This is a genomic window from Myxococcus sp. SDU36 (genome assembly GCF_030168875.1).
Lineage (GTDB): Bacteria > Myxococcota > Myxococcia > Myxococcales > Myxococcaceae > Myxococcus > Myxococcus vastator.
In genome coordinates this window covers 3,965,416-3,985,763 of the sequence record NZ_CP077414.1, presented here as the reverse complement: position 1 = coordinate 3,985,763, position 20,348 = coordinate 3,965,416, and the positions used below count along the sequence as shown (strand labels likewise).

The 20,348-nt window shown below is 72.3% G+C and carries 16 protein-coding genes; 9 read left to right on the top strand and 7 right to left on the bottom strand.

What is annotated here, in order from left to right; translation table 11 throughout:
• Positions 1 to 16: 16 nt before the first annotated feature.
• A complete protein-coding gene (locus KGD87_RS15630; RefSeq protein WP_284668641.1) occupies positions 17 to 1,072 on the top strand; it encodes a HEAT repeat domain-containing protein in 1,056 nt (351 codons plus the stop codon).
• On the top strand, positions 1,069 to 2,034 hold the full coding sequence (locus KGD87_RS15625) for an N-acetylmuramoyl-L-alanine amidase-like domain-containing protein (RefSeq protein WP_284668209.1): 966 nt from the start codon (positions 1,069 to 1,071) through the stop codon (positions 2,032 to 2,034). The genes KGD87_RS15630 and KGD87_RS15625 overlap by 4 nt, the downstream gene beginning before the upstream one ends.
• A 7-nt stretch (positions 2,035 to 2,041) precedes the next feature.
• On the opposite strand, the gene KGD87_RS15620 is transcribed toward KGD87_RS15625, so the two are convergent.
• Together KGD87_RS15620 and KGD87_RS15615 are read right to left on the bottom strand one after the other, a co-directional pair.
• Positions 2,042 to 2,488, bottom strand: coding sequence for a hypothetical protein (locus tag KGD87_RS15620; RefSeq protein ID WP_284668208.1), 447 nt, complete (start codon positions 2,486 to 2,488; stop codon positions 2,042 to 2,044).
• Positions 2,489 to 2,571: 83 nt separating this feature from the next.
• Positions 2,572 to 2,934, bottom strand: a complete 363-nt coding sequence (locus KGD87_RS15615) for a response regulator (RefSeq protein ID WP_026114334.1) — start codon at positions 2,932 to 2,934, stop codon at positions 2,572 to 2,574.
• A 168-nt stretch (positions 2,935 to 3,102) separates the two neighbouring features.
• Between KGD87_RS15615 and hpf the strand changes: the two genes are divergently transcribed.
• The 3 genes from hpf (at position 3,103) to KGD87_RS15600 (ending at position 6,623) form a co-directional block, all read left to right on the top strand.
• Entirely contained in the window at positions 3,103 to 3,462 is a 360-nt protein-coding gene (hpf, locus tag KGD87_RS15610) for a ribosome hibernation-promoting factor, HPF/YfiA family (protein WP_163785154.1), read from the top strand.
• 144 nt (positions 3,463 to 3,606) lie between these two features.
• Positions 3,607 to 5,688 carry an MXAN_5187 family protein gene (locus tag KGD87_RS15605; protein ID WP_284668207.1) on the top strand — a complete coding sequence of 694 codons (2,082 nt, stop codon included), beginning with the start codon at positions 3,607 to 3,609 and terminating at the stop codon, positions 5,686 to 5,688.
• Positions 5,689 to 5,798: 110 nt separating this feature from the next.
• Positions 5,799 to 6,623 (top strand): class I SAM-dependent methyltransferase, encoded by an 825-nt coding sequence (locus KGD87_RS15600; protein WP_284668206.1) that lies wholly within the window; start codon positions 5,799 to 5,801, stop codon positions 6,621 to 6,623.
• A gap of 1 nt (position 6,624) precedes the next feature.
• On the opposite strand, the gene KGD87_RS15595 is transcribed toward KGD87_RS15600, so the two are convergent.
• From KGD87_RS15595 to KGD87_RS15575, 5 genes are all read right to left on the bottom strand, one after another.
• The gene (locus tag KGD87_RS15595; RefSeq protein WP_284668205.1) at positions 6,625 to 8,274 is read right to left on the bottom strand and encodes an ATP-binding protein; all 1,650 of its coding nucleotides are present in this window, start codon (positions 8,272 to 8,274) and stop codon (positions 6,625 to 6,627) included.
• A gap of 10 nt (positions 8,275 to 8,284) precedes the next feature.
• Complete coding sequence (locus KGD87_RS15590) at positions 8,285 to 9,655, bottom strand: periplasmic substrate-binding domain-containing protein (protein WP_284668204.1); 1,371 nt, start codon at positions 9,653 to 9,655, stop codon at positions 8,285 to 8,287.
• Complete coding sequence (locus KGD87_RS15585; RefSeq protein WP_284668203.1) at positions 9,652 to 11,010, bottom strand: FG-GAP repeat domain-containing protein; 1,359 nt, start codon at positions 11,008 to 11,010, stop codon at positions 9,652 to 9,654. Before KGD87_RS15585 ends, KGD87_RS15590 begins: the two co-directional genes overlap by 4 nt.
• Positions 11,007 to 13,634 carry a penicillin-binding protein 1A gene (locus tag KGD87_RS15580; protein WP_284668202.1) on the bottom strand — a complete coding sequence of 876 codons (2,628 nt, stop codon included), beginning with the start codon at positions 13,632 to 13,634 and terminating at the stop codon, positions 11,007 to 11,009. The genes KGD87_RS15585 and KGD87_RS15580 overlap by 4 nt, the downstream gene beginning before the upstream one ends.
• A gap of 96 nt (positions 13,635 to 13,730) precedes the next feature.
• Positions 13,731 to 14,759, bottom strand: a complete 1,029-nt coding sequence (locus KGD87_RS15575) for a tetratricopeptide repeat protein (RefSeq protein WP_284668201.1) — start codon at positions 14,757 to 14,759, stop codon at positions 13,731 to 13,733.
• A gap of 197 nt (positions 14,760 to 14,956) precedes the next feature.
• Here KGD87_RS15575 and xth point away from each other — a divergent pair, with 197 nt between their 5' ends.
• From xth to KGD87_RS15555, 4 genes are all read left to right on the top strand, one after another.
• Complete coding sequence (gene xth, locus KGD87_RS15570) at positions 14,957 to 15,727, top strand: exodeoxyribonuclease III (protein ID WP_284668200.1); 771 nt, start codon at positions 14,957 to 14,959, stop codon at positions 15,725 to 15,727.
• A complete protein-coding gene (locus KGD87_RS15565) occupies positions 15,727 to 15,921 on the top strand; it encodes a hypothetical protein (RefSeq protein WP_284668199.1) in 195 nt (64 codons plus the stop codon). The genes xth and KGD87_RS15565 overlap by 1 nt, the downstream gene beginning before the upstream one ends.
• A gap of 81 nt (positions 15,922 to 16,002) precedes the next feature.
• Complete coding sequence (locus tag KGD87_RS15560) at positions 16,003 to 18,486, top strand: serine/threonine-protein kinase (protein ID WP_284668198.1); 2,484 nt, start codon at positions 16,003 to 16,005, stop codon at positions 18,484 to 18,486.
• 183 nt (positions 18,487 to 18,669) lie between these two features.
• Complete coding sequence (locus KGD87_RS15555) at positions 18,670 to 20,346, top strand: DUF1800 domain-containing protein (RefSeq protein ID WP_284668197.1); 1,677 nt, start codon at positions 18,670 to 18,672, stop codon at positions 20,344 to 20,346.
• Positions 20,347 to 20,348 lie beyond the last annotated feature (2 nt).

The following is a 20,348-nucleotide window of genomic DNA, read 5'->3' as shown; positions in this document are numbered from 1 at the left end:
CAAGAATCGGGCAGACGTGCCGGCCGGGGGGCCGGGCATGTGGTGGGACTTTGACGGCTGGCTCCGCCCTTGCCATCGTCGGGGGCCCGTGCCTTCGTCCGTCCGCCTCGTCCTCCTCCTCTCGCTGCTCCTCCCCTGGACCGCCCTGTCTGGACCGGCGTCCGCCGCCAAGCGGAACTCCCGGCGCGCGGACACGGACGCGGTCATCCAGGCCGTGGTGCGGGGTGGCGCCGTCCCCGCGGCCATCTCCCGCCTGCGTTTCCTGCGCGAGGAGGCCTACGCGGCCCGGGAACTCGCCTCCACGCTGCGCACCGTCCACGAGGAGCGGCTGCGCCGCAACCTCGTCGCGGTGCTGGCGGGGCTGGGAACGCGCGCCGCCGAGCCCACCCTGGCGGGCCTGGCGTCGGACGAGGACAGCGCGGTGCGGATGTACGCCGCGCAGGGCCTGGCGAAGCTCAACAGCCGGCTCACCCAGGTGCTGGTGCCGCTGCTGGAGGACAAGAGCAGCGGGGTGCGCCGCGAGGCGGCGCGGGCCCTGGGCGCCTCGCGCAATCCGAAGATGGGCGCCTTGCTGGTGAAGACCGCCCGGAAGGAGCCGGAGCTGGAGGTGCGCGCGGCCCTGCTCGCCGCCGTGGGGGAGGCCGGGGACGCCAGGCAGGCGCCGGCCCTCAAGGAGTTCCTCGCCAGCGATTCGGAGAGCACCCGCTTCGCGGCGGCGCGAGGCCTGTGCCGGCTGGGCTCGCCGGACGGCTTCGCCTTCGCGGGCAAGCTGCTGGGCTCGGACGACCGCTTCGTGCGCCGGCAGGGCCTGGAGCTCTACGAAGGTGTCAGCGCGAAGAAGGCCTCGCCCGCGCTCAAGCCGCTGCTGGAGGACAAGGACCGCGTGCTGGCCGCCAGCGCCGCCCGCATCCTCCACGAGGGCGGGGACGCGGCGATGCTGGAGTGGCTGGTGCTGGCGTCGTGGAACGCGAAGTCCGACGAGAAGCTCGCGTACGAGCGGGAGCTGGAGACGCTCCAACTGCGTGACGACCGGCGCAAGGCCATCCTCCGCAAGGCGGGTGTCGCGCAATGAAGGTCGTCGCGGTCCTGGCCGCGGCCCTGCTGTCGCAGGCGCCCGCGGTCTCCACGCCCTCGGAGGACGTGGGCTCCCGGCCCGGCGCCGAGGCGCTCCTGGAGTCGCCCGCGGCGTCCAAGCAGCTCGCCACGGCCCGGCCGGTGAAGCCCAATGGCTGGGTGGGGCTCGGCGCACAGGCGCGCGCCGCGCTCGTGGCGGAGGACGCGGACGCGCCGCTGGCCGGGCGGCTGCTGCGGATGAGCGAGCGCTTCATCAACACGCCCTATGTCCTGTCGCCGCTGGGTGAAGGCCAGGGCGTGGACCCCGACCCCACCTTCCGGCTGGACGCGGTGGACTGCCTCACCTTCGTGGAGCAGTCGATGGCGCTGAGCCTCGCGAACAGCGAGGACGAGGTGGCGCCGCTGCTCGAGCGCATCCGCTACGCGAGCGCGCCCACCTATGAGGACCGCAACCACCTCATGGAGGCGCAGTGGCTGCCCAACAACATCCGAAAGGGCTTCCTGTCGGACGTGACGCGGCGCTACGCGGGGGATGACGCCGTCACGGTGACGAAGTCGCTGACGAAGGTCACCTGGCAGTCGCGCTCGTCGCAGGCGCTGGGCCTGCCCAAGGCGCGGCAGGTGGTGGGCACGTACCCCTTGAACATGCTGCCCCTGGAGCGGGTGATGGCGCACGCGCGCGACATCCCCTCGGGCACCATCCTGGTGGTGCTGCGGGAGGACCTGCCGCTGAAGGCCACCCGCATCACCCACCTGGGCTTCGTGGTGCAGCGCAAGAAGCGCACGTACCTTCGCCACGCCTCACGCGGGGGCTACAACCGCGTGGTGGACGAGGACCTGGAGACGTTCCTGGCCCGCAACGGCCGCTATTCGAAGTGGAGGGTGACGGGCGTCAGCCTCTTCGAGCCGCGCCGCCCCGATGTGGCGAGCGGCGGCTCGGTGTCGCGCCCGGTGCCCTGAGCGCCGTTCAAGAGGCCGGTGGCGGCGCGACGGGGGACTCGCTCTCCCGCTCCTCGGCCTCCGCGGCGGCCGCGGCCTCGTCGTTGGTGGCCAGCTCCCGCAGGCGCTCCTGCTCAATCAGCGTCACGGCCCGGACCTGCAGTTCGGCGGGGACGTGGATTTCCCACCAGGGCAGCACGTTGCCGGTGGTCAGCTTGTCCACGACGCCCGAGCGGCCAGCGCGCACCAGGACGGGGATGTTCGCGTCCTGGAGGAGCTGCGCGTAGGCCTCGGCGGTGAAGGGGTCCTCCGCGGAGCCAGCCCGGACGAAGACGCGGGTATCCAGCTCATGTGGGAGCGGCAGCCCCCTGCTGCGCATCTCCTCCGCGCTCACGAGGAGCGGGTTGCCTGGACAGTCAGCGCACGCGTTGACGCCGTCCTGATATTCGGAGCCGCACCTGGCACAGTATTTCATCGCCGTCCCTCCAGCCCGTGGGTGTCTGGAGTGAAATAGTAGGTCTGGGGCGCGTGGACGGCACCGGGGGCCCGTCACTTCGTTCAGTGCCGCGCTTCGTCGCCCAGCCTGCACACCGCGGCGCTGAGGCGCTCCACGTCGATGGGCTTGCGCAGCACCACGTCACAGTGTTCGGAGCCCTGCACCTGGGTGTAGCCGGACACGAGGATGACGCGGGCCCGGGGTTCGCGCTCCTTGACCTTCTGCGCGAGCTCGGTGCCGCACATGCCCGGGAGGGATTCGTCCGTCACCACCACGTCGGGGTGCTCGGCCTCGAACATCTCGAGGCCGGCCAGGCCATCGGTGGCCGTCTTCACGTCGAACTCCGACTCCAGGAGCTCCGCCAGCAGCTCCCGGCTGTCCCCGTCGTCCTCGACCAGCAAGACCTTGATTCGCTCGGCGCCCATGCCTTTGAGAAACCCGCGCCGCGGTGGGATTCGTCCTCCCCGGGTGCGGGCGCTCCGCTGCCCCGCCGCCCGGAGAGCAGGGGAGCGTCACGGGGGCGCCATGATTGGACAGGGGGTGGCTCACCACCGGGCGTCAGGCTACCCATCTTTGGGCTCGGAGGAAATGCCATGAAGGTGTTGCTGCGTGGAGTGCACCTGGACCTGTCGGATGCTCTCAAGTCGTATGTCGACGAACACCTGGTGCGCCATATCGAACGGTTCGCGGATGACGAGGCGGCGGAAATCGACATCTCGCTGGTGGACACCAATGGGCCCAAGGGTGGCGTGGACAAGGAATGCCGCGTCACCGTGCGCATGCCCGGGCTCTCCTCGGTGCACGTGACGGAGACGGCGGAGTCGTTGTTCCCCGCCATCGACGCAACGCGTGACCGGTTGGAGAAGAGCCTCAAGCGCATGCTGGGGAAGCGGCGCGATGTCCACACCAACGGCCTGCCCGAGGACGTGGCGGCCGACGTTCCCACCTACTAGTCGCGGTTGGCGGCGGCATGAGCCCGGCCTCCCAGGTTGTACACCTGGCGGCCGGGCTTGTCTTGTCCAGTGCCCGAATCTTGCTGGGGCCGAACGGTGAACGCTATAAGCGGAACCCTTCAACCTCGGGCTAAAAGGACGGCGATGGTCCGCCTCAAGTTCCTCGTCTTCGCATTCCTGGTCATCGGACTGGGCGTTGCTCATCTGCCGATGCTGTCGGGACCGCTGCGCGAGCGCGCCGTCGCCGGTGCATCGGCCCAATCTTCCGCGGGCGCCGCCGAGGTGGCGCGCCGTGTGGATTCTCGTCGTGCCGAGGTGCAGTCGCTGGCGCTGAAGCTCGCGGCCATGCCGGAAGTGGTGTCCGCCGCCGCGCCGCCGCTTCCTGAACAGCCCGCGCCGCGCAGCCAGCGCGAGCGTGAGCGCGCCGAGGCGGAAGCCGCCGCCGCCCGCGTCTTCACCGCCGAGCGCTTCGCCGCGGTGCGCGGCGCCGTCGACGCCTTGGTGCCCCCGGAGCTCAAGGGCGCGGTGGTGGCCGTGGTCGCCCAGGACACGCAGTTCCACGCGGTGGCCGGGGCCGAGCCGTCCTCGGACGCGGCGAAGCTGGACGTGGTGAGCCTCGTCAAGTCCGGGGCCAGCGTGGTGGATGCCTTCGGTGCGCCGCATGCGTTCGCCGCGGTGCCGCTGTCGTGGCACGCCGGGGCGCCCGCGGTGACGCTGGTGCTGGGCGCGCCGCTGCTGGACGAGGGCGGGCTGGAGGCCGCCGTCCAGGCGTCGGGCGTGGCCGCGCTGGCGCTGCTGAAGGGCGACGCGCTGGCGGGCGTCGCCGGTCCGCAGAAGCTGCTGGCGGAGGGCTCGCTGACGAAGGTCGCCGCGGAGGCCTCGGGTGTGGTGCTGAGCACCGGCAAGCTCCTGGAGCTGGGCCCGGTGGCGCTGCCTGTCTTCACCCAGGATGACCCCCTGGGCGGGAACGCGCCGTTGATGGTGGGCTCGCGCCGCGCGCTGGCCAGCACGCCGCTGGAGGTGCTCGCCATCGCCAGCACGGAGCCGGTGCTGGGCGCGCTGGCCGCGTATCAGCAGAACGCGCTGTTCGCCCTGGCGGGCCTGGTGGGCCTGAGCCTCCTATGGACGCTGATGATGGGCTCCGGCCGCAAGGCAGGGGATGCGGAGGCGTCCAGCGGCAGCTCCGACACGCTGAGCCTGTCGGCCGCCATGGCCTCGGCGCCCGCTCCGGCCGCCGTCACGCAGCCTCCGGCCCCCGCGCCCGCCGCGGACCCGTTCGCCTTCGCGCCGCCGCCGGCCGCTCCGGCGCCCGCCGCGGACCCGTTCGCCTTCGCGCCGCCGCCCGCGGCTCCGGCGCCCGCCGCGGACCCGTTCGCCTTCGCGCCACCTCCCGCGGCGCCCGCCGCGGACCCGTTCGCCTTTGCTCCTCCGGCCCCCGCGCCCGCGGCGGACCCGTTCGCGCTGCAGGCGCCGCCGCCTTCGGGAGACCCGTTCGCGATGTCGCCCCCGGCGCAGGCGCCCGTGGGAAACCCGTTCGCGTTCGCCCCGCCGGCGCCGCCTCCTGCCCCCGCGGCGGCCCCGTTCGCCTTTGCCCCGCCGGCGCCCGCGGCGGACCCCTTCGGCTCGGCAGAGGCGTTCCCATTCCCAGCGCCGCCGCAGCAGCCGCCCGCGCACGCGGGGGCGATGCCGTTCGAGCCCTCGCCCGAGGCCTTTGGTGGCCCCGAGGCGCTGTCGCCCGCGTCCCCTCGCAGGGGTGCGTTCGCCTTCGAGGACCAGCCCACGGCGGCGTACTCGCTGCAGCAGGCGGCGGACCCCTTCGCCCTGGCGGCCTCCCAGGCCGCGCCGGACAGCCCGGAGACGACGCGCGTGGCGGCGATTCCGCGCGAGCTGCTCCAGGCCAGCGCGCGGCCTTCGACGTCGGACGCCATCCCCATGCCGCCGCCGCGCTCCGCCCCTCAGCCCGCCGCGATTCCGCTGCCGGGCCTGGGCAACTCCGCGGTGGCGCTCACTGATGAGCAGCACTTCCAGGATGTCTTCCGCGAGTTCCTCACCACCCGTGAGCGGTGTGGCGAGGCGGCGGACGGCCTGACGTACGACAAGTTCGTGCAGAAGCTCCGCAAGAACAAGGAGCAGCTCGTCCAGAAGTACGCGTGCAAGACGGTGCGCTTCCAGGTCTACGTGAAGGAAGGCAAGGCGGCCCTCAAGGCCACGCCCGTCAAGGACTGAGCCCGCGCGCGGCCCTGGCCGCCAAGGAAGTTCCGAAGGCCCGTGGTCTCCTGGAGAGGCCGCGGGCCTTCTCGCGCGTGGCCTTGAGGGCCGCCTGCCAGGAGGGGACGATGCAGACGCGGTACGTGCCGAACCTCACGGGGATTCCGGAGACGATGCTCTGGACGCTGCACTGCCGGGCAGGGGAGGCGAAGCGGCCGGATGGCATCCTGAAGGACGCGGAGGCGCTGCGCATCCACGGCGCCATCGACTACGACTTCGAGAAGTCCTTTGGCCGCGCGGAGCCGTCCCTCGCGATTCGCGCGGTGGAGATGGACCGGCGCATTCGCGCGTGGCTGGCCACGCACCCCGAGGGCTTCGTGGTGTCTCTGGGAGAGGGGCTGGAGACGCAGGCGCAGCGGCTGGACAACGGGCAGTTGCGCTGGCTGAGCGTGGACCTTCCGGAGGCCGTGGCCATCCGGGAGCGCTTCCTCACGCCGAACGAGCGGCTGATGCACCTCCCGGTGAGCGCCCTGGACCGCGCGTGGATGGACCGCGTGGACGCCACCAAGGGCGTGTTCATCGTCGCGCAGGGCCTCTTCATGTACCTCGAGGAAGACGACGTCCGCCGGCTCATCGCGGACCTCGCCGAGCGCTTCGCGGGCGCGGAGCTCCTCTTCGACACGGTTCCCCGCTGGTTCTCGCGGCGAACGCTCAAGGGGCTCCACCGCACCCTTGCGTACCGGTTGCCGCCCATGCCCTGGGGCATCAATCGCGATGAGGTGGAGGTGACGCTGCGGCGGTGGGCGCCGCGCATCCGCCAGGTGGAGCTGACGCCCTACACCTTCCCTCGAGGGCTCCTCCGGCTCATCTACAACCCCCTCAATGAGGTGCCCTGGGCGAGGGAGCGGGTGCCCACGGTGGTCCACGTCCGCTTCGCGGCGCGCGGCGCCTGAGTCAGGCGGCGCGCGGCAGCACGAGGCTGAAGCGCGCGCCCTGTCCAGGCTCTCCGCCCACCTCCAGCTTGCCGCCGTGCTCCTGGAGGATTCGCGAGGCGATGGCCAACCCCAGGCCGGTGCCGCCGTCCTTGGTGGTGAAGTAGGGCTCGAACACCCGGGCCCGGTGCTCCAGTGGGATGCCGGGGCCGCTGTCCTCCACCTCGACGATGGCGTCGGCTTCGGTGGAGCGCACGCGCACGCGCAGGGTGCCTCCCGTGGACGTCATGGCCTCCTCGGCGTTCTTCACCAGGTTCACCAGCACCTGGGTGAGCTGGTCGCGGTCCGCCCGCGCCACCACGCCCGTCTGGAGCGTGGGCAGAATCTGGATGCCGGCCGGAGGCGTGGCGTACAGCGCCAGCACGCTCTGCGCCAGCTCGCCCAGGTCCACCGGCGCCAGCTGCGGCTTGGGCATCCGCGCGAAGTGGCTGAACTCGTCGACGATGCGGCGCAGCCGGTCCACTTCCTCCAGCACCACGCCCGCGCTCTCCTTGAACATGTCCGGGAAGCGCGGGTGCTTCGCCTCCTGCGCGGCCTGGAGCGTCTCCAGCGACATGCGGATGGGCGTCAGCGGGTTCTTGATTTCATGCGCCAGCCGCCGCGCCACTTCCTGCCACGCGGCGATGCGCTCGCTGGCCATCAGCCGCTCGGTGGTGGCCTTCAGCTCGGACGTCATGCGGTTGAACGTCCGCACCAGCTCGCCCACCTCGCCGCTGGCCTTCACCGTCACCTGGGACTCCAGCGCGCCTTCGGCCACGCGGCGGGCGCCTTCGGTGAGGGCCTCCACGGGCCGCGTCATCCACCGCGACACCAGCAGGCCGAGCAGCACCGCGAAGGTGCCGCCCAGCGCCGCCAGCAGGAGGAAGGCGCGCATGACGCCCTGCTCCGCTTCACGCGCCGCCGCGCGGCTGAAGACGAGCCGCACCGTGGCCGCTTCCCCCAGCGGCAGCGACTTCATCACCGTCGGCGCTTCGGCGGTGCCCGCGCTGGCCAGGGGCGTGTCACCCGCCAGCAGCGTCACCTGCGTCTGGGTGAGGCGGGCCAGGTGCTGCGCCAGGCCCTCATCGAGCAGCACGCCGCCCACGGCCCACAGCCGCAGGTCCCCGAAGTCCACCGGGCGCGCGGTGACGAGCGCCGGGAGCTGACGCAAGCCGGAGGCCGTGCGCACCTCCACGCGCACCGGCACGGGCCGGGGGGACTTCTCCCGGGTGACGGCGAAGAGGGCCGGGTCCGGGTCTCCCCGGCGCGCGGGCAGGTGGCCGGAGGAGAGCACCCTGCCGTCGCGGTCGAAGAGGGCCAGCACGCTCAGGCCGCGGCTCTTCATCAGGCCCTCGGCGGTGCTGGCCTGGATGGCGCGGGTGGGGCGCTCCCGGGCCTCGCGGGCCAGGTCCTCCATGATGGTGCTGTCCACCAGCTCCTCCACCGCGCGGCGGGCGGTGGCGCCGGAGCGCTCCAGGGACTCCTGCGCGGAGGCGGTGGCGGCCTCCATGCGTGCGTCCAGCTCGCGCGACAACGTGTCGCGCAAGCGGGTGAGGGTGAGCGGCACGACGACCGCGAGCGGAACCAGGGCCAGCAGGGCGAAGGCGAGCGCCAGCCGCGTCCTCAAGCGCATGCCGTTCTCCTCAAGGACGTCCTCCCATCGCCGTCCCCTCCGCTGGAAGCACGTGCAGTCCGTCCAGCGAGGGCAGGCCTTGTGCGTCCATCATCACCCCGCCCACGTCCCGAGCGAAGCGCATTCCCAGCCCCTGCACGTACAGGGGGACCAGGGGGACGGACGCGGCCAGGGCCAGGGCCCGCTCGCGCGCCCGCGCGTCCCGGGCCACGGAGGACGCAAGCGCGCCGATGGCGGGCAGCTCCACCCCCAGCAAGTCCTTGCGCCCACCCGCGTCCAGCACCACCGCCAGCGCGGGACCGGGGATGGGGGGCAGCAGCAGCGCGTGCAGCATCAGCTCGAAGTCGCCCTGGGCCCAGCGGGCGCGCAGGGCCGCGCGGGGGAGCGCCTCCAGCGCCACGGTGTAGCCGCGCTCGTGCAGCTTCACCTGGATGCGCTCCGCCACCGCGCGCTGGTCCTCCACCGAGGCGTCGTAGCGCAGCGTCACCGTCCTCGCGGGCCTCGCCGACGGCGCGGCGGGCCGGGGGCGCGCGGGCGCGTCCAGCATCGCTGGCGGGAGCAGGTGCGGCATGGGCTGCGCGGGCGCCTGGACGAAGAGGCGGGTCAGGTCCTCGCGGTCGATGGCGCTCTCCACGGCCTGCCGGAAGTCCGGGGGCAGCCGCCGGGGGGAGAAGGCCAGGAAGGTGGCGTAGAGCGGCGCGCCGGCCGTGGTGTCCGTCTCCGACGCGACGCCCAGCTCCACCTGGACCTGCCGGGACGACCACAGCCGGGAGAGGCCGCGCTGGTCCGTGGCGGTGAGCAGCAGCCGGTCCAGGTACGGGCGCCCCTGGGGCCAGGCCGTCTGCGCTTCCAGGGCTCCGCGCCCCGCGGCGGTGAAGGGGCCCAGGGCGTTGGCGTGGGCGGGCGGCGCCAGCGCCGGGTGGCACAACGCGCGCTCGAGGTCCGGCCAGGGATAGGCCAGCGTCAGCTCCAGCGTGGCGCCCCGCGGCGTCACCTGCCGCGCCTCTCCGCGCAGCGGATGGAGGAGGGCCCGGTACGGGGATGCGCCGTCGCTGCTCGCCAGCCGCATCCAGGCCCGCGCGAGCGCGGTGGCGGACGCGGGGCCAGGCAGGGTGATGCGCAGGGACTGGGGCGTGGGGCGCGACAGCTCCCGCGCGAGCGCGGGCTCGAAGCCGCCGTCCCGCGTGGCCCGGCACACCGGTGGGGACAGCAGCCCCAGCAGGGTGGCTTCCAGGGGCGTGTCGGCCAGCGCGGGCTCTGCCACTTCCGGCGGGCCGTCATGGGCGACGCGCAGCTCACCCCCATAACGAGGCCGGCCTGCCGCCAGCGCGGACGCGGACGCGAGCAACGCGAGGCAGGCCAGGGTGGAGCGGAGTCTCATGGCGCCCCCTGGCGCAGGAGGAACAGCTCGCTGGTGCCGTCCGGCTTCCAGAGGCCCACGATGACGTCGCGGCGCTGGTCGTCGTCCAGCCGCGCTGTCACCACGTACAGCGCGCGGCCCGTGGGCAGGGCGCCCTGCCACAGCGGCTCCTGCGTGCCGGGGTCGTCCCCGGAGGCGCGGTGCACGCGCAGCACGTCGGGGGCGGGCGCGAGCTGAGTCGAGGTGGTGATGAGCTCTGGCACACCGTCCCCATCCAGGTCTCCCAGTGCGCTGCCGGCGCCCAGGTTCGTCCAGCGTGCCGGTGCCGCGCCCGCGTGCGCGTAGAAGGCCGCGGTGCCATCCGGGTGGACGAACAGCATCCGCTGGCCATCCAGGCTCGCGGTGGTGAAGGGCGCGGGCACCGTCAGCGGGCGGCCCTCCGCCAGCTTCACGTTGGGCGCGAAGGCCGTCTGTCCCGGAACGAAGGTGCCGCGCTCGGTCGCGCCCAGCGGCGCCGTGTCCAGCGTCCCCACGGCGCGCAGGGTGGCGCGGGCCTTGTCCAGCGCCAGCAGCTCGCCGTGCGCATGGCGGGTGCTCCACGCGGCCAGCCGGGGTGGCCCCGGCAGGAACGCCAACGCGCCAAAGGGCTCCCGGGTGGTGGCGCTTCCGGCGGGAAGGGTGTCCAGCGCCTTGCGCGCGACGAGCCGCCCCTCCGCGTCGAAGACGGAGACGTCATGCGCCGTGAGGGCCACCACTTCATCGCGGCCATCCCCGTCCAGGTCCCCCGCGGCGAGCGCCGCCAGGGGATGCTCCAGTCGCGCCAGCGCCGCGCCCAGCAGCCGGATGCCGCGAGGGCCCGGTTCCGGGGGCGAGGTGGGCGACGTGCCTCCACTCTCCAACGCGAGCGCCAATACGGTCGGGTCCGCGGGCACCGTCTCCACCAACGTGGCGGCGGGCTTGGGCGAACGTGTGGGCGTGCGGCCGGACCAGAAGTTCACCCAGGTGCCAATCAAATCTCCCCGGGCGCGCAGCTCGCCACCCTCCACGTCCAGCGAGAGCCGCACCAGCGTCCGGGCACCTTGCGCGCGCGCCAGCGTCTCGGCGGCCTCGGCCGTGGGCGCATCCAGCACCATGGGCGACAGGCCCGCGGCGGAGAGCTGCGAGGCGAGCACCGTGCTCACCGCGCGGCGAAGCTCGGCCGAGCCTCCCGTGACATTCACGGCCACCGGCGCCTCCACGCCGCGCTGCGCGCGCACGGCCCCCGTCACCTGCCGGGCGAGCCGGGGAATGGCGGCGGGGGCGTCGAACGCAGGCGCCGTCCGCGCCGCGAGCGCGGCCAGCACGGGGGCGAGCAGCAGGGCTCGGGCAGGGCTCACAATCCCCGCCTGTTGCCTTCGTCGAGGAAGAACTGGTCGGTGGTCACCTGCCCCGGCGGTGGCGCCTCCGCGGTGGGCTGCGTGCCTTCGAGGAAGGGCTCCAGCCGGCCTGGGACGGAGGTGCCCGCCAGCAGCCCGCTGATGGGGTCGATGCGCACCTGCACGACGCCAGGGGGCACCTCGAACTCCCGCGTGGGCAGCCCTTCGTGGGCCACGCGCATGAACTGGAGCCAGATGGGCAGCGCGGCGCGGCCACCCGTCTCACTGCCGCCCAGCGGCGCGTTGTTGTCGAAGCCCACCCACGCGCTGGCCACCCAGTCCGCCGTGTAGCCGGAGAACCACGTGTCACGGGACTGCTGCGTGGTGCCCGTCTTGCCCGCGGCGGGGCGCTCCAGCGCGAGCACGGCCCGGCCCGAGCCGTCCTCCACCACGCTGCGCATCAGCGACGTGGTGAGGTAGGCCACCGCGGGCGGCAGCGTCTCCTCGAAGGCCGGCTGGTGCTCCTCCAGCACCTTGCCGCGCGCGTCGCGCACGCGCAGCAGCATCAAGGGCTCCGCGTAGCGGCCACTGGCCTGGAGCGTGGCGTAGGCGTTGGCGGCCTCCAGCATCGTGACTTCACCCGTGCCCAGGGCCAGCGTGAGGTTCTCCGGCAGCGGGGAGTGGATGCCCGCCCGGCGCGCGAAGTCGATGGTGGTGGCCGGGGTGAGCGCCTCGATGAGGCGCACGGACACCGTGTTCTTCGACTTGGTGAGCGCCTCGCGCAGCGTCATCGGCCCCTGGAACTGACGGTCGTAGTTCTGCGGCTTCCACGTCTTGCCCGTGTACGGGTCGCGGACGGCCTCGGGGGCGTCATTGACCTTGGACAGCGGCGTGTAGCGGCCACTGCCCATGGCGGCGGCGTAGAGGAACGGCTTGAACGACGAGCCCGGCTGCCGCTTCGCCTGCGTGGCGCGGTTGAAGGACGAGCGCTCCGCGTCATAGCCGCCCACCAGCGCCACCACATGCCGGTTCTCCGGGTGAATGACGACCAGCCCGCCCTGCACCTCGGGCACCTGGTCCAGCGTCGCTTCCACGAAGGCCGGCGCGGGCGGCGCCTTGAGCACGCGCACGAAGACGAGCTCTCCCTCCGTGAAGACGTCGGAAATCTTCTTCGGCGCGCCCTTGCCCTTCCGCCGCGCCCAGGTGACGGACGCGAAGGCGACCTCGGCGGTGCGGCCCACCAGGTCCACGCGCGCCACCTTGCGCTTGTCGTCCACCTGCATGACGTAGCCCGTGAGGCGCAGGCCCTCCTCCATGGGCTTGAGGCGCACCGACTGCGCCAGGAGCTGGTCCGCGGAGAGTGGCGCCTCGTCCTCGGGCGACAGGTCCGGCCGCTGCTCCTCGGTGCCTTCCTCTTCGAGCGGGTCCAGGGGCGCTCCCGCGAGCTCGGGCGCCTTCGGTTCTTCCTTCTCCACCTCCGCCAGCGAGGACAGGTCCGCGACGTAGCCCTGGTCCTTCTGCCGGCGGCCCGCCTCCTCGATGCGCGTGGCGATGAGGGCCCGGTAGCGCTCCCACTGGCCCTTCTCCAGCGAGCCACGGGGGCCGCGGTAGCCCTGGCGCCGGTCCACCGCCTCCAGGCCGTCGCGCACCGACTGCTCCGCCGCGAGCTGGAGCTTGGGCACCATGGCGATGTCCACGCGCAGCCCACCCTCCATCACCACCTGCTCGCCGTAGCGCGCGATGAGCGTTCGGCGAATCTCCTCCGTGTAATACGCCCCCACCACCTTGCCCCGCCGGGGCGCCAGGACGATGGGCTTCTCCTTCTCCGCCTCCGCCACGTCCGCGGACACGAAGCCGTTGCGCGCCATCTGGTCCAGCACGTAGCGCTGACGCGACTTCGCCCGCGTGATGTTCGTCACCGGGTTGATGCGGTGCGGGAGCTGCACCGTGCCCGCGAGCACGGCGGCCTCGCCCACGTTCAAGTCCTTGGCGTGCTTGCCGAAATAGAAGAGGGCCGCCTCCTCCATGCCGTAGCGGCGCTGCCCGTAATAGGACTGGTTGAGGTAGAGCGAGAGAATCTGGTCCTTGGTGAGCGCCTCCTCCACGCGCGGCGTGAGAATCCACTCGCGCGCCTTGCGGGAGAACTTGCGCTCGGGGGACAGCAGCAGGTTCTTCACCACCTGCTGGGTGATGGTGGACGCGCCGGACTTGCGGCTGTTGGGGATGAGGTTCTTGATGGCCGCGCGGGTGATGCCGAAGAAGTCCAGGCCCTCATGCTTGTAGAAGTCCGCGTCCTCGGCGGCCAGGAAGGCGTTGCGGACGTGGGGCGGCAGGTCCTCCACGCGAACCAACGTGCGCCGCTCGCGCGCGAACTCGGCGCAGAGCGTGCCGTCACCGCACGTCACCTTCGTCACCTGCGGCGGCTGGTAGTTGCGCAGCGCGTCCACGGAGGGCAGGTCCTGGCTGTAGTACGCGTAGCCGCCCGCCACGGTGATGGCGCCGAGCACCAGGCACACGACGCCGGTGATGAGCAGCCGCTTCGTCCAGCGCCACAGCCGGGCACCGAACCCGGGTCGCGACGGCGGCGCGGGGGGAGTGGGTGTGGAGGAATCGGGCGAAGAGGGCATCTGGGGCGCCGTGCTCATTGCGTTGGAAGGAAAGTCCGCAGGTTAGACCGGGGGACACTGAACGGGAACCGCTCTGGAGGCCCGCCCGGCGCAGGGCCTCCAGGCAGGAAGGCGCTACCGGGAAGCAGGCGCCTCTCCCTGGGTGGGGCGCGCCTGCCCACGCTCCGTCCGGGCGCCGGCCAGGTCCGCGTGGGCCGTGCGGCGCATCCGGTCCGCGTTGACGCGGGCCTGGACGTAGCGCGGTGACAGGTGCATGGCGGCGGCGTAGGCGGCCCGGGCCTCCTTCACCTGTCCGAGCCGCTGGTGGGCCACGCCCAGGTTGTTGTGCACATAGGCCACGTGCGGGAGCAGCTCCGCCGCCCGGACGAGCACGTCCGCGGCCTTCTGGGCTTCCCCGGCGCGCAAATAGGTGAGGCCCAGGTTGTTGAGGGCGTAGCCATGCTCCGGGTGGAGGTGGACGGCCTGCTCGAAGCGCAGCATCGCTTTCGCCAGCGCGTCCTGCGCCAGGTGGGCGCGCCCGAGCACCTGATAGGCCTCCACGTACTCGGGATTGCGCAGCACGGCCTCCTCGCCCACGGACACCGCTTCGGCATGCCGGCTCAGGGACACCAGCAGCCGCGCCTGACGCACCAGGGGACGGGCATCCAGGGGCAGCAGGCGGCCGAGCTGGGCATGGGCACGCACGGCCAGGTCCATTCGGCCCGTGAGCCCGGCGAGCTCCGCCGCCAGCGCCAGGGCGGCCACGTCGTCAGGGGCGTCATGAATCGCACGGCGGCACTCGGTGAGCGCGCCCGCGAGGTCGTCCCAGTCGCGCAGCAGGTGGGCCCGGCTCAGGTGGTCCACGCGCCGCCCATGTCCGTGTGGCAACGCGAGCTCGGCGTCTGGCGCGATGTCGGAATCATCCGAAGCGGTTTCTTCCGGCGCGCGCTGCTCGAACGCAGGTGGGAGCGCGGCGGCGTCCGCGTTGGACGTGGACGGCTCCTCGGTGGCGAGCCATGCGCGCAGCGCTGGGGGCAGCGGCACCTCCGCCCACGCCAGGGTCAGTCCGAGCGCCACGCGCCCCACCAGCACCAGCGCGCGCCGCACGAAGGTCGGCGGGCGGCGGCCGGTGGGGGACGTGGGCTTCGTTTGGTTGCGGCGCATGGCGGCGACCTCGACTGCTGGCGGAGCGCCCGGGACGGGGGCTCCGGGGCGCCGCGTGCCGGCCTCCCACCCGGCGTTATTGCGACTGGCGTGCCAGGCATGTTCCCAGAGGGACAGAAGGGGCTGTGTGGCCCTGTGGCCACAGGGCCCGGGAAAAGCATGGCGGGGGGCGCGGGCGGCATGCGACGGTCCGCGCGATGAAGATCGCCACCTGGAACGTGAACTCGGTGCGGGCCCGTCAGGAACGGCTGCTCGCCTGGTTGAAGAAGGCCCAGCCGGACGTCCTCTGCCTGCAGGAGCTCAAGTGCGTGGACGAGGACTTCCCCATGGAGGCGGTGCGCGAGGTGGGCTACCACGCCGCCGTCCACGGGCAGAAGACGTACAACGGCGTCGCCATCCTCGCGAAGGAGGAGCCGAAGGACGTCGTGAAGGGCCTGTCCGACGGCGTGGATGACTCGCATGCGCGCCTCATCGCGGCGACCGTGGGCGGCATCCGCGTGGTGAGCGCGTACGTGCCCAATGGCCAGTCGGTGGACTCGCCGCAGTACCAGTACAAGCTGGAGTGGTACGGCCGGCTGCGGCGCTACCTGGACACCCGGCACAAGCCCGACGAGCCCCTGGTGCTGGGCGGGGACTGGAACGTGGCGCCCGAGGACATCGACACCTACGACCCCAAGCTCTGGGAGGGCCAGACGCTCTTCACGCTGAAGGAGCGGGACGCCCTCCAGCACCTGGGCGCCTTCGGGCTCTCGGATGCTTTTCGCAAGCTGCACCCCGGCGTGCAGAAGTTCACCTGGTGGGACTACCGCATGCTCGGCTTCCCGAAGAACCTGGGCCTGCGCATCGACCACCTCTACGTGACGGCGCCCGTGGCCGAGCGGCTGACCGTCGTGGACGTGGACCGCGAGGAGCGCAAGGGCAAGCAGCCCTCGGACCACGCACCGGTGTGGCTCGAGCTGCGCGATTGATGCCTCCGCCGGAAGCGCCGCCGTTCCCCGACAGCCTCTGCCACCGCTGCGCCGCGCCGCCTCGCTACGTCCAGTCGCGGACGACGACCTTCATCCTCTGCCCGCTGCTGCCCGGGAAGTACCCGCCGCAGCCGGTCCGTGCGTGCGCGCTCTTCCAGCCGAAGCCGCCGCGGACGCCTCCGGTGCCCCGTTGAGAGCGGGCCTGATATACAGGGATTGCTGGTTTCATCCCGAATGCCGGGCACCTCGACTCCCGGCAGGGTAGATTCCGCGTCGTGTCCGAGGAGAACAACCGGAGTTCGCCACCCGAGGGGACCGACGCGACGGTGCTGTCGCCGCTTCCGCGTCCCGCCATCACCGACGTGCCGGAGCGCGCGCTGTTCGCCGGGCGCTACCTCCTGGAGGAGCTGGCCGGACGCGGTGGAATGGGCGCGGTGTACCGGGCGCGAGACACGCTGGTGGGCGACGTGGTGGCGTTGAAGCTGCTGGAGCTGGGCGCTTCGCCCGCGCCGGAGTGGCTGGAGCGCTTCCGCCGCGAGGTCCGTCTGGCCCGGCGCATCACCCACCGGCACGTGGCGCGGACCTTCGACCTGGGCGAGCACTCGGGCCGTCTCTACCTGACCATGGAGTACGTGGAGGGGGAGAGCCTGCAATCGTTGATGGAGCGCGAGCACGCGGTGCCTCCCGCGCGGGCGGCGCGGCTGGTCCTGGCGCTCTGTGAAGGCCTGGCGGCGGCGCATGCCGCGGGCGTCGTGCACCGGGACCTGAAGCCGGCCAACGTGCTGGTGGAGGCCCGTGGCCGCGTGGTGCTCACCGACTTCGGCATCGCCCGGGCCATGGCGGGCGAGGGGGCCTCGCGCACGCAGGGCCTGGTGGGCACGCCCATGTACATGGCACCCGAGCAACTGGAGAGCGGCGAGGTGGACGCGCGCGCCGACCTCTACGCCACGGGCCTGGTGCTCTATCAGTTGCTCACCGGCACGCCCCCGTTCGCCGGTGATTCGCCCATGGCCGTGGCCGTGGCCCGCTTGAGGCAGCCGCCGCCCGACCCGCGCCTGCTGGCGGCGGTGCCGGATGCGCTGGCGGAGCTGGTGCTCGCGTGCTTGTCGCGTGAGCCCTCCGGCCGGCCACAGGACGCGGCCTGTGTGGCGGAGTCGCTGAGGCAGTGGCTTGGCTCCGTCGGCGAGCCCATCGAGCCCGAACATGCCCATGGCGCGCACCTCGGGACGAGAGGACCCGCCGCGGGCGGCGACAGCGTGGCCTCCAGGGGCGGCGCTCACGGCACGTCCACGCCGCGGCCCGGCGGCTTCGGCCATGACCCGGTGTCCTCGGGCGCGCTGGCATCCCGGACGCCGTTGCGCCCGGACGAGCAGTCGTTGGCGGTGCTTCCGCTGCGCTTCCTGGGCGCTTCGGACCAGGCGTTCCTGGGCGACGGCGTGACGGAGGCGCTCATCGACGTGCTGTCGAGGACGCGCGGCCTCCGGGTGCAGAGCAGCGGGGCCACGGAGCGGTTCCGGCAGGAGCGGGACCCTCGCGCCGCGGCGCGCGAGCTGGGCGTGGAGCTGCTGGTGGATGGGACGCTCCAGGCCGCCGGCAAGACGGTGCGCGTGACGCTCCGGGTGGTGGAGGGCGCGTCGGGCACGCAGTTGTGGAGCGGCCGCTTCGACGACGCGGATGACGACCCGTTCCAGCTCCAGGACCGGCTGGGACAGCGGCTGGCGGAGGCCCTGCGCGGCGAGCTGGCCATCCTGGCCTACCGCGCCACGGTGCCCGCGGAGGCCCTGTCTCTCTACCGGCAGGTGGTCTCCCGGATGCTCGCGCACTCGATGACGCGGGAGCTGAAGGACGAGGTCATCACGCCGCTCGAGCAGCTTCGCGACACGGTGCCTGGCTTCCCGCACGCGGCGGCGCAGCATGCGGTGGCGACGCTCCGGGCGGGCTTCCTCCGCACCATGGCGGACGAGGTCGACTGGGACGCCCTGGCGCGGACGAGCCTGGAGCGTGCCCGGCAGTTGGCGCCGGAGCTCGTGGAGACGAAGCTGGCACAGGCCATCCTGGCCACCCGGGAAGGCCGGTGGCGGGACGCGGTGGTGGCCTTGCGCACAGCGCTCGATGCGGCCCCCACGTTCGCGCCCGCGCTCCAGCTCCTCGGCAACCTCCAGTGTGAGGCGGGCCGCGCGGATGAAGGCCTGCCGCGCTTGAAGCTGGCCTATTCGCTGGAGCCGGGCATGGCCATCTGCCTGGTCGAAGTGGCGCGGTGCAGTGCCCTGCGCGGCGACGAGGCGACCTATCAGTGGTGCATGGCGCGCCTGAACAGTCAGCCCCTGTTCGGCATGGTGGTCCTCGTCCTCCGCATGCGTGTCGCGGCCTGGAAGGGCGACCTGGACGACCTCCGCCAGTGCCGGGCCGCGCTGTTCGAAGACCCGAGCCACATGGCCTCTCACGTGGCCACCTATTGCTCCGCGGCGCTGGGCGAGATGACGGTGGCGGAGACGGGGACAAGCCTGGACGGCATGCTCACCTGGCAGGTCAACTCGCGTTTCGCGTCGATGGTGTGTCAGCTCGCGGCGGAGCTGATGTGCATCCGGGGCGCGCCCGCCGAGGCGATGCGTTATCTCCAGCAGGCGGCGGACCTGGCCCTCATCGACCTGGAGTGGATGGACCGCTGCCCGGCGCTGGCGCCCCTGCGCGCGCAGCCCGGGTTCGCGGAGGTGCGGCGCAAGGTGCGCTCCCGCGTTGAGGCCATCTGGTCCGCGTGAGGCGCCCCATGGCACCGGTCCGCGCGTCCCCGTGACGGCGGGGCGCACCTTGACGGGTCAATCCTGCTCAAGGCGGGTCAAAGCTGCATTTTGCGTTTAGTCTGCTTTGCCTGCTATGTCCGTTCTCGGTGAGGCGCTTGTCGTGCTGCCCGAAGCCGCCGCCTCGCCAGGAGAACGTCCCCCATGATTCGACGCCTCACCCTAGCCATCGCCGTGTGCGCGACGACCGCGTGCGCACCGGAAGACAGTCCCCCGGAGGTCGTGGAGAGCGAAGTGCTCGGCCAGCAGGCGCAGGCCGCCGAGCCACTGGACACTCCCTCCGAGGCGAATGCCATCCGCTTCCTCGAACAGGCCACCTTCGGACCGAAGCTCGCGGCCGGAGCGAGCCCCCTGCCCATCGACTCGGTGGAGTATGTGGTGGCGCAGGGCATCACCGACGCCATCACCGCGCAGCTCAGCGCCCCCCGCTCCACCTACAGCGGCGCGCTGGAGACGCGGGACATCGGCTCCCAGTTCTTCACGAACGCCATCCAGGGGAAGGACCAGCTGCGGCAGCGCGTGGCGTTCGCGCTGAGCCAGATTTTCGTCGTCTCGCAGTCGGGCATCCCCAACCTGATGTCCACGCCGGAGTCGGAGCCGAAGCTGGCCATGGCCGGCTATCTCAACCGGCTGTCCACGAATGCCTTCGGCAACTTCCGCACGTTGCTGGAGGCGATGACGCTGGACCCCGCCATGGGCACGTACCTGGACATGGCGAACAACAAGGCCTTCAAGACGAACGGCCAGCCCGTCGCGCCCAATGAGAACTACGCGCGGGAGATGCTCCAGCTCTTCACGCTGGGGCTCCACAAGCTCAACGATGACGGCACGGAGAAGGTGGACGCGCAGGGCGCGCCGATTCCCGCGTACACGGAGGCGCACGTCCAGGCCTTCGCCCATGCGCTCTCCGGGTGGACGTATGCCAGCGCCACCGGCTGCCCGACGGTGGGGCGCTCGAACCCGGCCAGCTACGCGCAGAAGATGATTGGCTGCAACGTGAATCACGACTCGACGTCGCGCGTGCTGCTGCGCGGCGTGTCCACCACGGCCGGCGGCGGCGCGGCGGCGCACCTGAAGCAGGCGCTGGACAACGTCTTCGCGGACCCGAACGTGCCGCCGTTCATCTGCAAGCAGCTCATCCAGCACCTGGTCACCAGCAACCCGCGTCCGGCCTATGTCCGGCGCGTGGTGAACGTCTTCAAGGACAATGGCAGCGGCGTACGCGGCGACTTGCGCGCCGTGGTCCGCGCGATTCTGGAGGACGTCGACGCGCGCGGTCCCCAGGTCCCGCTGGCGCAGCACGCCAGCTACGGCCACCTGCGCCCGCCGGCGCTGTTCGTCACCACCCTGGTTCGCTGGCTCAACGGCACGCTGGACACGGTGGGCGGCACCAAGGACCCGGGCGCGAAGCTGGCTTCCTGGAGCAGCGCCATGGGCCAGGCCGTGCCCCGGCCGCCGTCCGTCTTCAGCTACTACCCGCCCAACGCGCCCGTGCCGGGGGGCAACGGCCTGCTCGGTCCCGAGTTCGCCATCCTCGACACGGCCACCATCACGGCGCGCGCCAACTTCGTGCATGAGCTGCTGTATTCGACCACGCCGGCCAACGCGGGCGTCCTGGTGGACGTGAGCGCGCTCCCGGCGGACTCGAATGACCTGACGGTGTGGCTGGGCCGCTACTGGCTCCACCATACGATGTCCTCGGACCTCCAGCTCACCGTCTTCAACGCCATCACCGATTCACGCGCGGGGAACGCGACGCGCAAGCGGAAGCTGGCCGTCTATCTCACGTCGCTCTCCCCCGAGTTCCAGGTCCAGAGGTAGCC